The following is a 13,057-nucleotide window of genomic DNA, read 5'->3' on the forward strand; positions in this document are numbered from 1 at the left end:
AGCACAGCACGAAGGGTCTCGGTGGCGCAGCGAGTCGCCGTAGTTGGTCGTGAAACCCGTTTTCGGTGCAGGACAGCGACTGTCGAGTGATCCTTGGGAGGCATGAACGTGCGCGAGGGAGTCACGCTGGTCCGTGTTGATCCGCACATCGTCCCGGCGTCGAGGCGAGACCGCGACGGGCTCACCGCAGGAGGTGTCGACCGCCGATGCCGTGCGGCCGGAGGGCGCAATCCGGCTGGTGCGCCAACCGCTGGTGAGGTGGCTCGGTGAGCACACGGACAAGGGAGCAGAACGTCAGAAAGCTGACCGAGCTGATCGCAGCGCACGCCCGAGGTGGTTCTCGAGCGCTGGCGGGCCGAATCCGGGTGTCCAGGGCGGACGGCACGTCCGTGCCGGAGCACTCGATCACCGAACCCATGCTGGTCATCCTCGCGCAGGGCAGCAGCCGACTGCTCCTGGACGGCCACGTTCACGAGCTGGTCGCGGGCCGGTTCCTCCTGACGGGGACCAACCTCTCCCTCATGAGCCAAGTCGTGCGAGCCTCCCCGCAGGCACCGTTCCTCGATGTCACATTCAAGCTGGACTCCCATGCGATAGCCGCGCTGCTGCTCGAACTCCCCGCGACCCGAACAGCCGGTGCCGTCGGTCGTCGATCATTGTCGGTCGCGGTGGGCGATGCGGACGTCCGCTTGCTGGACGCGGTGGTGCGGATGCTGCAACTGCTGGAGCACCCCGATGACATACCTGTGCTGGCTCCTCTGGTAGAGCGGGAGATCCTCTGGCGGCTGCTCAGGGGACCACACGGAGATCTGGTCCGTCAGATCGGTCTCGTGGACCGTGACGTGGGCCATCTCAATCAGGCGATCCAGTGGATACGGACGAACTACGCCGCACCGATGCGCATCGAAGACCTCGCGCGCCTGGCCGGGATGAGCACCGCTTCATTCCACCGTCACTTCCGCGTCATCACCACGATGAGCCCGCTGCAGTTCCAGAAGCGGATCCGTCTCCAGGAGGCGCGGGCGCTGCTGGTCGCCGGCCACGGCGGTGACATCGCCCGAGTTGCCCACCTCGTCGGGTACGGCAGCCCATCGCAGTTCAGCCGCGAATACCGCCGGCTGTTCGGTGCGCCGCCTGGACAGGACGCCGCGCGCTTCCGCGTCGCTGCCGACTCGTACGGCGAGGGAGCGTAGGACGGGGGCGACCGCGGTTCCCCTTACTGACGAGGAGCGGCGGATGGGGACTCGCGGCCGGTCGATGAGCAGCGCACGCGTCCGCCTGTGCGATACCACCGCGGCAGCGGAAGTCGGCCAGTCACCGCTGGGCCTCCTGCAGCACGTCGGCGCGCCACGCGGCGAACGTCTGCGGTCGTAGCAGCGAACTCGGCGAAGTCTCGGTGTTCAGCAACCGGCGGACCCGCGCGGTGATCCGCAGGGCGATCAGGGAATGCCCACCGAGGCCGATGAAGTCGTCGTCGTCGGACACGTGGTCAACGGAAAGCGCCTCACACCACATCCTGCGCAACTCCTCGCCGACCCCTGCCGCCGCGTCCCCTGCGGGCACCGGGACGGGAGCGGGGAGCGGCAACTCACGCCGGGAGACCTTGCCATTGGGGAACCGGGGTAGATCCTCCAGGAAGATGATGTGACTGGGCCGCATGGCGGGCCGGAGTCGGGTTCGGACGTGGTCGCGGATGTCGCGGACGGTCAGCAGCCCGCCGCGGTGCCGGGGCGGAGCCTGCTTGGCCTCGGGAGCCGGGGGACCAGACGCGCGAGTTCCGTACACGTAGGTCACGTCCGCATCGGAACCAACGTTCCAGTCGTCGATCTCGTGGACCGTGAATCCGGCGTTCGCGAGGATGCCCTTGATCTCGGGGCCCGCCGAGCTCGCGCGTTCGACCTCCAGGCAGACCTGGCGCACCATCTGCCAGTGCTCGGGGCGCACTCCCCGGATCACGGCCAGCTCGGCCCCCTCCGCATTGATCTTCAGCAGGTCGACCCGGTCCAGACCGCTGCGGTCGAAGATGGTCGACAGGTCGGCCGTCCGGACTTCGTGCCGCGTGGCCTCCAGCCGTTCCTCGGCCTCCCTGCGCAGCCCGGAGATCTCGTCGAGGCTGGGACCGCGGCCTCCCCGGCCCGCCGAGGCCCTGCGGTAGTGGGAATCGACCAAGTCGATGGCCTGCTGCTGCCGTCCTTCGCCCAAGCCGGACAGGTAGCTGAGACGGTGGAAGGACGTCAGCAGGGCGGTCCCGGTGGTGTCGGTGACGGCGAGGGGGACCACCTCGGAGACGACCTGGTTCATCTCCAGATTGATCCTCAGGTACGGCAGCACGTCGGGGTTCGGTTCCACCGCCAGGACACGGACGCCTTCGGCTTGCTGGGACGCCCAGAGGGAGAACAGCCCGATGTTCGCCCCGACGTCGACGACGACAGCTCCGGCGCCGATTCCATGACCGAACCTGGAGTACTCGTCCTGCTCGAAGATCTGCCGGTAGAGGAACATGGCTTCGTCGGGTGTGGGCGTGGCGACGATCATGCCGTTCGGCAGCTGGACCCGAGGGAGTCCGTCGACCAACGGGGAGTGGGCGCGCTGCGCGACCACGTACGCGACCAACCGCGTGCCGTGAACGGCGTCCGGGACGCCGATGACAGCGGCGTCCCGGACCTGCGGATGACTGCGGATGACGGTGCTGACCTCTTCCGGCGCGACGCGCTCACCCCGCACCTTCACCTGGTCGTCGATGCGTCCGTGGAATTCCAGGCAGCCGGATTCGGTCAACCGGCTCAGGTCGCCGGTGCGGTAGACGAACGGGCTGTCGCCGGACAGGGTGTTCGGCCGGAAGCGCTGCCGGGTCAGCTCGGGGTCGTCGAGGTACCCGCCGCTCACCGCGATTCCGGAGATCCAGAGCTCACCGATCCGGCCTGCCGGAACAGGCGCCATGTCCTCGTCGAGGACGTGACAGGTCACTCCGTCGATGGGGCGGCCGATGGGGGCGATGTCGCCGGAGAACGGCTCGTCGCAGTTCCAGTAGGTGACGTTCACCGATGTCTCGGTGGGGCCGTACCCGTTGTACAGCGCGGCTGGATGGCGTTCACGGAACCGTCGCACGAGTGTCATGTCCAGTGCTTCGCCACCGCAGAGCACGCGGCGCAGCGAAGTGCACTCCGGCAAGCTCTCCTCTTCGACTACATATCGCAGCATCGAGGGAACGAAGTGCGCCGTCGTGACCGAGGCGTCCCGGATCAGCCGGAGGATGCCCAAGCTGTCGAACTGGATTCCCGGCGGGCCGATGACCAGCGTGCCCCCTGCGATCAGCGGGGCGAAGATCTCGTGGATGGCCGCGTCGAAGGACGAGGACGCCTTGTGCAGCACGCGGTCGTCGGAGGTCAGGCCGAAGTACCGGTGCCCCCACTCCAGGCGGTTGCACAGACCCGCGTGGTGGAGCAGCACACCCTTGGGCCGATCCGCCGAGCCGGTGGTGAAGAGGACCATCGCGGTCCGCTCGGCCGCGGGGCGCTCACGCCATGCCGCCTGCGGCGTGGCGTCGAAGGTACCGCTGTCGAGGACGCCGTCGCGGTGACCGGTGTCGACCCGGAGCCAGCGCGCCTCATCCGGCGCGCCGAATCGACCGTCCGCTGCGTGCACGATCACCTTGGGCTTGGTGGCGTCCGCCATCTGCAGCAGACGCTCCACTGGGAGCTCGGGATCCATCGGCACCGCCGCGGCCCCCATCGTCATCACGGCGATGAGCGAGGTGACGTAAGTGGCCGAACGCGGGAGGTGCAGTGCTACGTAGTCGCCAGGCTCCACACCCGCCGAAGCCAGTCGCGCGGTGATCGCGGCGACCTCGTGCCACAGCTCCCGGTAGGACATCTCACCATCGGCGCTGACGATCGCCGGCCGATCACCGGAAGGACCGTCCGGTCGGTGCAGGAGATCGGGAACATACCGCGAATCCATGTCAAACCACCTTTTCGGCCACGGCCACCAGGGCCATTCGGGGCACTTCGGCTGTCCAACGGCTGTCGGTTTTCCGCACGATCGGGCGCACCGGGTGCCCCAGGGGTGGACGGCCGAGGTCGCTGAAATAGGCTGTGTGGTCGAACAACTCCTGAACGAACTGCCACGAGACATCGGGGCCCAGTTGCCCGGCGAAGAAGCCCTGGATGCCGTACATGTCGCCGATGTAGTCGCACACGCGGGACCGCGCCTTTCGCGGGCTGTCCGCCTCGATGACCAGGGGGTCGTACATGTCGACGATCCGGGTGCGCACCGGCAGCGGTTCCAGGAGCGCGGCCAGCTCGTCCCGTGAGAAGTGCGCGTAGTCATGACCGGTGGTCGAGTGCTTGTGCACGACTTCAGCGAAGAATCTCGCCATCGGACTCCGCCCGTCGAAATCGTGCAGAACGAGACGGCCGCCCGGTTTGAGCACGCGAACGGCCTCGCGAACGGCTTCCGGTCGGTCTTCGACGGCAATGTGATGCGTACCGTAAGCCAGCAGCGTCGCATCGACCGATGCGTCGCGCAGCAGCAAGCAGTCCGCTGATTGGCGCACCGCGGGCAGTCCGTAGTCCAGCGCGCAGGCCACCATCTTGCCGGAGATGTCACCGGTGATGACCGACAGCCGCTCCGCGCGGCTGCCCGGCCGCAGGGCGGCGGCCCTCGCGACAGTGCCGTCGCCCCCCAGGACGTCCAGGACGGTCTTCTCTCCCGCGCTGGTGGTTCGGGTCGCCAGACGCAGCAGTTCCCGGATGCCCTTCCACCGCGCGAACGCGTCCCGCTGGGCGCGGCGGTAGGAATCACCGCGCCCGGTGTCGTCGGTGTCGAACTCGTTCGTCACGGAGACGAGCCGCAGCAGCACGCCCTCGGAACGGGCTTTGTCGAGGTCGAGCAGTCGGTGGAGTTCCGGGTGTTCGACCTCGACGTGCCGCAGGTACGCTTCCAGCGAGAGCGAAGGTAGGTACTCGATACCGCCGCCGGCCGAGATCACTTGGCCACGTAGTGTGCGCGACAAATGAAGTAGCCCTCCTCTTTTACTGCCGCGGAGGTGCGGTCGTGAACTGCCGGAGACGAGCGGACGTCGAGGATTCGCATCGCGGAAGCAGTCGCGGCAGCGAGTTCGCCTAGCTGATCCGCTCGGTTTCCCTGGTGTGTCCGGTCAAGGTCGGAGCAGGAGGTGGAACGCCTTCCGGCCGCGGTTTCCACGTGGCCGGTGCCGCCCACTATAGGGAACCAACGGCGTCACCGCTACGTGGTCGCGGCGGCGAACCGATGTTGACTCTATCGGGCAAGATCTTGATCGGATCGTTCTACGGAGGCCGCCGGCCGCCTTCTTATGATGAGTCCAGCCGAATCGGTGCGCAAAGCGCGGTCCTGACACACCCGAGACGTGTCGGGAGATCTGCTGGTCGATCTCTCCACGACTTCTCCTCAGCGTTCTCCGGGCGAAACCACTCCCTGAGCGGCCGGCCCAACTGAGTTGTCCGTCAGTCCAGGCGTGAACGTACTAACTGGGAGCCGATCAAGAGATGTCGATGACTTCTCCGCGGGGTCGCGAATCCCGGCATGATCTCGATCCGGACATCGCGGATCTCGCCGTTCGTGGTAGTTGGAGGGCTGTGGTCGAGCACTGGGCGGCGAGACGCCCGGACCACCCGGCGATCTCGGCGGGGGCCGACCAGGTGACGTACGCCGAGCTGGCCGGGCGGGCGAAAGGGCTGGCGAAGTACCTGCAGGCGAACGGCACGGGGCCGGGTGATGTGCTCGCTGTCCGAACGGGGAACCGACTGCACGGCGTCATCGGCTTGTTCGGTGTCCTGCTCGCCGGTGCGACGTACGTCGCGCTGGACCCGGACGCGCCCGTGGAACGCATCAGAACGGTGATGGACGACAGTGGCGCTGCGCTGATGCTTGATGAGCATGCCATCGCCGTTGCCGGAGAGGATGCTGCGGGGTTCGCCTGCCAACCGGCTGGGCACGGTGGCATCGCGTACATCGTCTACACCTCCGGGACGACGGGCACGCCCAAGGGCGTGTGCGTCACCTACGAAGCACTGGGCCGTCACCTGGGTGCGATCACCGCCCGCTTCGGGCTGTGCGAGGACGACCGGGTGCTGTACTCAGCCGCGCCCTTCGTGGACGTCGCCCTTGAGCAGGTGCTCGCGCCGATCCTGGCGGGCGGCACGCTCGTCGTCCTCCCCGAGGGCTTGCACTCGGCGGCAGGCATCACCGGACTGATCGCCAGGGAAGAAGTGACGGTGGCCAACCTTCCCGCGGCCTACCTGGCAGAGGTCACCCGGAGCCTCGCCGACCGCCCGCTGCCCGCCGGGCACCGGCTGCGGTTGATGATCTCCGGCGGAGAGCGGCTGTCCGCGGGCACCGTCGAGCGGTGGATGCGCCACGCTCCGGACGTCGGTCTGCTCAACGCGTACGGACCGACCGAATGCGTCGTCACCGCCACCGCTCACGACGTCGGCGCCCCGGACTCGGCGACCGCGCCGATCGGTGTCGCGGTGGGCGACCGCCGCCTGTACGTCTTGGACAGCAGGCTGCGCCCGGTGGATTCCGGCGAGTTGTACGTCGGTGGAGAGCCGTTGGCCGTTGGTTACCTCGGCAGGCCCGCGTTGACGGCACGGGTCTTCATCCCCGACCCGTTCAGCCCGCTCCCCGGAACGCGCATGTACCGGACCGGTGATCTCGTGCGCCGGCGCACCGATGGAACCCTGGAGTACGTCGGGCGGTCCGACGCGCAGATCAAGATCCGCGGCTTCCGGGTCGAGCCCGCGGAGACGCAGGCCGTGCTGGAGCGCCACCCGGACGTCGGAGAGTGCGCCGTCGTGGGGGTGGCGGACGCGAGGGGTGACTACCTCGCCGCCTACGTCGTCCCCGGTTCGAGCGACGTGACCAGTCACGCACTGATGCGGTTCCTGGCCGACCGGTTGCCCGCCCACCTCCTGCCGCGCGAGCTGAGCCTGCACGACCGGCTTCCCCGGACCAGAGCGGGGAAGCTGGACCACGCCGAGCTGACGCACGTCGTACCACGACCCTTCGCCACGGCCACGGAGGAACTGCTGGCCGAGGTGTGGCGCGAAGTGCTCGGAGTGGACTCGGTGAGCAGGGACAGCGACTTCTTCGAGCTGGGCGGCGACTCGCTGACCGCCATCCGGATCACCACCCGGCTGATCGGCACCTGGGACGACGTGTCCCCGCAGGGGATCTTCGAGACACCAGTGCTGGCGGACCTGGCCGCCCGGCTCGACGCGGAGGCCGGACGGCGGTGTGCTCAGACGGCGACGACCACGGCGGACGCGGATGACGAGGCGGTGTCCCACGACGACGACGGGATGCCCGCGTGGCAGCCGTTGCCTGCCGGGTTGCACGGGATCTGGATGGACGCGGAGTGGCACCCCGGGTCGGCGATCTACAACGTGCCCTGGGTCTTCCGGTTGACCGGTCGGATCGACGACGCGGCTCTCGAACACGCTGTCAACGCGATCATGGCACGGCACGAGGCGCTGCGGACGGTCTTCATGTCCGATCTGGGCGAGCCGCTCTGCCGTGTCCTCAGGCACGTGCCGATCAAGCTGCAGCCCGAGGAGACCGCTGATCTGGACGCGGTGATCGACGCCGAGGCGCGTCGGCCCATCGAGCTGCACGGCGCTCCGCTGATCCGCTTCCGCCTGCTGCGCTCGGGACCGGTGTCGGCCCTGGTCGTGGTGGCTCATCACTTGATCTGGGACGAGGAGTCGCGCCGGATCTTCGAGGCGGAGCTGAGCAAGCTGTACGAGGCGGCGTCAACCGGGCGTCCTGCCCGCCTGCCCGCACTGCCCGCACGCGGGGGTGACCCGGATGCGAAGCGGGACCTGGCCTACTGGGGGGACCGGCTCGCAGGCGCGCCCCTGTGGACCGACCTCCCGACCGACCTGCCCCGTCCGGCCGAACTGGGCGTCCGGGGTGCCGTCGTGCCGTTCGACCTGCCGGCGCCGTTGGTCGAGAAGGTGCGCGTGTTGGCGCGCTCCGCGGGTGTCACCCCGTTCATGGTGCTGCTCACCTGCCTGTGCCTGGTGCTGCGGAACCGGTCGGGGCAGGACGACCTGGTCGTCGGCACGCCCTCGTCCCGGCGCAGTCCCGCGACGGCCGATCTGATCGGCTGCTACGTCAACGTGGTCCCCCTGCGCATCCGCCTGGACCGGCGCCAGGACCGCACCGACGTGCGCGGGCTGCTGAACCGGGTGCGTCGCGACGTGCTCGCCGACCTCACGCACGGGGATGTGCCGTTCGATCTCGTGGTCCGGCACGTCGCGGGTTCCCGCTCGCTGGACCGCGTGCCGCTGACCCCGGTGGCCCTGGAGATGCACCGCCACGCCGAGCAGCACCTGCGGCTCGGCGACGCCATCGGCAGCCGCGAGCTCATCCCGACCGGCACCGCCAAGTTCGAAGTCGCCTGGCAGATCACCGACCACGGCGACCGGATCTCCGGCGTGGTCGAGTTCAACACGGACCTGTACACCAACCCGACGGTGACCGAGATGATCGCCGAGTGGCTGGCCGAGCTCGCCGCCCTCCAGATCGAGGAGGTCTGACTTGTCGCAATCCGGAGGCGCGCCGCTGTCGCCCAACCAGCGTGCTCTGTGGTTCCTGGACAGGCTGATACCAGGGACGGCCACGTACAACGTGCCGTGGCTGCTCGACATGAAGGGCCCGGTCGACGAAGAGGTCCTCAGGCAATGCCTGAATGCGATCGTGGACAGGCACGAAGTACTGCGAACCGTGTACGGCGTCTCCGCGGCCGGTCCGTGCCAGACGGTCCTGGAGACCGCTGCTGTCGACTTGGTCGTCACGGCGGACGCCGCGACGATAGCGCAGGACGCCTCTCGCCCGTTCGACCTGGAGCGGGAGACGCCGATCAGGGCCCGGCTGGTGCGCAGCGGCCAGGAAGCATGGCAGTTGCTGGTGGTGCTGCACCACATCGCCTTCGACGAGTTGTCCCTGCCGGTGCTCGAGAAGGAGCTGGCCGAGCTGTACGAAGCCGCTCTGGTGGGCCGCCCACCTGAGCTGCCGCTGCCCGTGCAGTACCGCGTCGTCGTCGAACGGTGGCGGACACAGGCGTCGGACGGAGCCGAGCGACGCGCTCTCCGGTACTGGCGCGAAAGGCTCGCGGGTGCTCCGGAAAGGCTGGTCCTGCCCGCGGACCGGCCCCGGCCACCCGTCTGGCGGGGCACCGGGACGAGGTTCGCGTTCGATCTGCCGCGGGAGGTCTGCGACCAGGTGAGGCTCCTCGCTAAGCAGGAGGGCGTCACGCCTTTCATCGTCATGCTCAGCGCGTTCACGGCACTGCTGCACCGGTACACCGGCATGGAGGACCTGGTGATCGGATCCCCGCTCGACGGCCGGGAGAGCGCGGGAGTCGACGAGGAATCGGCGATCGGGCACTTCGTCTCGATGCTGCCGGTGCGGACCGCGGTCAGCGGGCACGAGCGGTTCGCGGATCTGATCGCACGTGTGCTGACCGGATTCCTCGACGACCTGGAGCACCGCCGAGCACCGTTCGCGAAGATCGTGGAAGCGCTCGGCCCCCGTCAGTGGGCGGACCACCAACCACTGGTGCAGGTCGTGTTCGGTTTCCACGGGGAGCAGAACCGGCTGCTGCGAATCGGTCCCGCCACCGGGCGCACAGCGGTGCTGCCGACCGGTACCGCGAAGTTCGACCTCACCTGGTCGGTGTTCGACGACGGGGTCGGGTTCAGGGCGGAGGTCGAGTACTGCACCGACCTCTTCGACGCCGCCACGATCGAGCGGATGGCTGCGCACTGGCGGATCCTGCTCGCCGCCGCTGTCCACCACCCCGAGACGACCGTGGCCGACCTGCCTGTGCTCACCGATGACGATTGGCTGGTGGTGCGGCCGCACCAGCCGGTCAGCAGCAAACCGACGGCCTGCCCGCACATGCTGTTCGAGGCGGAAGCCGCCGCGCACCCGGCGAGCACCGCGGTGACCGACGGCGTGACGAACACGACTTACGCCGACCTCAACGCCCGTGCCAATCAGCTCGCGAGGCTGCTGGTCGCCAGAGGCGTGCGGCCGGGCGACCACGTCGGTCTGGTGATGGACCCTTCGGTGCGCCAGGTGATCGCGGTGCTGGCGGTGCTCAAAACCGGGGCCGCGTACGTGCCCGTGGAGGTCTCCAGCCCGGAGGAGCGGGTCGACTTCGTCCTCTCGGACGCCGCCGTGCGACTCGTGGTCACCGACGCCGCCGTGCCGGAGCGGGGCAGGTCTGTCGTGCACTTGGACGCCGACGCGGCAGCCATCGACACGCAGCCGGTGGACGACCTCGGACTGGCCGTGTCGCCGAGCGCGACGGCTTACGTCATCTACACTTCCGGCTCCACGGGCCGGCCCAAAGGCGTGGCCGTCGCCCACGCGAACGTGATGGAGTTGTTCGCCTCGACCTCGGACCGGTTCGGGTTCGACCGGGGCGATGTGTGGACCCTGTTCCACTCGTTCGCCTTCGACTTCGCCGTCTGGGAGTTCTGGGGAGCGCTGCTGCACGGCGGACGTCTGGTCGTCGTCCCCAGGCAGGTCCGCAGGAATCCGGCGGCCTTCGCCGATCTCCTGCGACAAGAGCGGGTCACCGTGCTCAGCCAGACGCCCACCGCGTTCGACCAGTTGGTGCGGGCGTTGCGGGGTTCGCCGCGGCGACTGGAGCTGAGACTGGTCGTCCTCGGCGGGGAGGCGCTGACCGCCGAGCCGGTGCGCCGGTGGTTCTCGCTCGGGGCGGCGCCGTCGGCGCGGTTGTGCAACATGTACGGCATCACCGAGACCACCGTTCACGTCACTGCCCATGACATCACCGCTGACAGCGGGTTCGACCGCAGTGTGATCGGCAGACCGCTGCCGCACCTGTCGGTCGCCGTTCTCGACCGGCACGGCCGCCACGTCCCGGTGGGCGTCCCCGGCGAGATCCACGTCGGAGGCGGTGGCACCGCCATCGGCTACATCGGCAGGCCGGAGCTGACGGCTCGCCGCTTCGTACCCGATCCGAACGTGCCGGGTGCTCGCGTGTACCGCAGCGGCGACCTGGCCCGCTGGTTGCCCGATGGAGACCTGGAATACCTCGGACGCGCCGACGACCAGGTCAAGATCCGCGGTTTCCGCGTCGAACCGGGGGAGGTCCGCCAGGCACTGACCGATCTTCCCGGTGTCCTGGCAGCGGTGGTGGTGGCGGGCGAGGATGGCCGCCTGCTGGCCTACGCGGTGCCGGGGCCGGACTGCCCGACGGCGTCGGACCTGCGGCAGCGACTGGCCCTGCGACTGCCCGACTACATGGTTCCCGCTGTGGTGACCTTCGTGGACGACCTGCCGCGGACCTCGAACGGCAAGGTCGACCTGCGTGCCCTCCCACCGGCCATCGCCCGCGGGGACGCTCCGTTCGAAGCACCCGAGGGAGATGCCGAGACAGCGCTGGCGGAGGCGCTCGGCCACGTCCTGTCCGTGGCGCGCGTCGGCAGGCACGACGACTTCTTCGGCCTGGGCGGCGACTCGGTGCGTGGTGTCCAGGTCGTCGGCAGGCTCCAGGAGATGGGATACGACCTCGCGCTCGACGCGCTCTTCGCGTGTCCGACCGTCACGGCGGGGGCGCGGCGGATGACACCGCGCACGCGGCCGAGCGCGGCCGGGGCCAGTGCGCAGGAGTTGCTGCTCCCGGCCGACCGGGAACGGCTCCCGGATGATGTCGAGGACGCCTACCCGATGACGGCCATGCAGCTGGCGATGGTCTACCACATGGAGGTGGAACCCGCGCTCAGGCCGTACCACAACGTCAACAGCTACCGGATCCGTTGCGGGCTGGACGCGCGGGCTCTGGAACGGGCACTGGCCGAGGCGATCGCATGCCACCCGGTGCTGCGCACCTGCTTCGACCTCGTGTCGTTCAGCGAACCGATGCAGCTGGTCCACCGGTCGGTCCCGCTGCCGCTCACCGTGCGGGACCTGAGCAACGCCTCGCCCGCCGAGCGCGAGGCCGCCGTGGTGGCGCTCGTCGAAGCCGAGTGGGCGACCCCGTTCGCCCCGGACCAGGCACCGCTGCTGAGGGTCACCGCCCAGCGGCTCGGCGATGACGCCTTCCAGCTCACCCTCACCGAGCACCACGCGATCCTGGACGGCTGGAGCTTCACCTCCTTGCTCGCCCAACTGCTCGACCGGCACGCCGCGTTCAGCGCGCGCCCCGACCTGCCCCCGGCCCAGCCCTCCGGTCCGGTGTTCCGCCGGTTCGTCGCCATGGAGCGCAGTGCTGTGCGAGCGGCGGACTCGCTCGACTTCTGGGCGGATCGACTGACCGGCGTGGACGGCGTGATGCTGGCCGGGACCATCCCGCCGGACGGCGGGACGAGCGCCCGGGGGCTCATGCGGACCGTCGACCGGGAGGTCGACGGCGACATCTGCCGCGACATGGTGCGGCTGGCCCGATCCGCGGGCACGAGCGCCAAGAGCGTTTTCCTCGCGGCTCACTTCGCGGCACTGCACCAGGTGACAGGACGGCGCCAGGTCGTCACGGGCGTCACGGTGAACGGGCGGCCCGAGGAAGCGGCGGGAACGACGGCGTTGGGGTTGTTCGTGAACATCGTGCCCCTTGTCGCCTCCTTCGAGAACACGACGTGGCGCGCCCTCATCGGACAGGCGCATGACGCCGAGACCGCCGTGATGCCCCATCGCAGGGTGCCTTTCGCCTCGCTCATCCGGTTGCTGGCGCGTGGAGAGGTGGACGTGAACTTCACCTACAACCGGTTCCACGCGCTCGACGGGCCGGTCAGGAAGTCGTGGATCGAGGACGACCGGATCGGATCGGCGCCGACGCTCCGGTACGAACCCAACTCGTTCCCGCTGAGTGTCGGGTTCGTCCAGGACCCGGCCTCCGACCGCGCGCTCCTCGTCGTCAGCCACGCGGCCCGTGTTCCCCACGCCCTGGCGGTCGGTTACACCGACGCCTACCTGGCAGCAGCGCGCGCGATGACGAGCGGACCCGAACACATCATCACCTCCCGCTGACGATCGGAGAAGC

5 protein-coding genes are annotated in these 13,057 nt (G+C 69.1%); 3 read left to right on the forward strand and 2 right to left on the reverse strand.

Annotated features, from left to right (window positions below; genetic code table 11):
• Nucleotides 1-266: 266 nt before the first annotated feature.
• Nucleotides 267-1,193, forward strand: a complete 927-nt coding sequence (locus tag JOF41_RS11025) for an AraC family transcriptional regulator (protein ID WP_209618305.1) — start codon at nt 267-269, stop codon at nt 1,191-1,193.
• A 121-nt stretch (nt 1,194-1,314) separates the two neighbouring features.
• Here the strand turns inward: JOF41_RS11025 and JOF41_RS11030 are convergent, their stop codons facing one another.
• Together JOF41_RS11030 and JOF41_RS38230 are read right to left on the reverse strand one after the other, a co-directional pair.
• On the reverse strand, nt 1,315-3,960 hold the full coding sequence (locus tag JOF41_RS11030; RefSeq protein ID WP_307867705.1) for an amino acid adenylation domain-containing protein: 2,646 nt from the start codon (nt 3,958-3,960) through the stop codon (nt 1,315-1,317).
• Nucleotide 3,961: 1 nt separating this feature from the next.
• Nucleotides 3,962-4,990: a class I SAM-dependent methyltransferase gene (locus JOF41_RS38230; protein WP_307867369.1), complete on the reverse strand. Its 1,029-nt coding sequence runs from the start codon at nt 4,988-4,990 to the stop codon at nt 3,962-3,964.
• Between the two features lie 628 nt (nt 4,991-5,618).
• On the opposite strand from JOF41_RS38230, the gene JOF41_RS11035 reads away from it, so the two are divergent.
• A complete protein-coding gene (locus JOF41_RS11035) occupies nt 5,619-8,582 on the forward strand; it encodes a non-ribosomal peptide synthetase (RefSeq protein WP_209618310.1) in 2,964 nt (987 codons plus the stop codon).
• A gap of 1 nt (nt 8,583) precedes the next feature.
• On the forward strand, nt 8,584-13,044 hold the full coding sequence (locus JOF41_RS11040; RefSeq protein WP_209618313.1) for a non-ribosomal peptide synthetase: 4,461 nt from the start codon (nt 8,584-8,586) through the stop codon (nt 13,042-13,044).
• The last annotated feature ends 13 nt before the right edge of the window (nt 13,045-13,057 follow it).

The sequence above is a fragment of the Saccharothrix coeruleofusca genome (genome assembly GCF_017876325.1).
Lineage (GTDB): Bacteria > Actinomycetota > Actinomycetes > Mycobacteriales > Pseudonocardiaceae > Actinosynnema > Actinosynnema coeruleofuscum.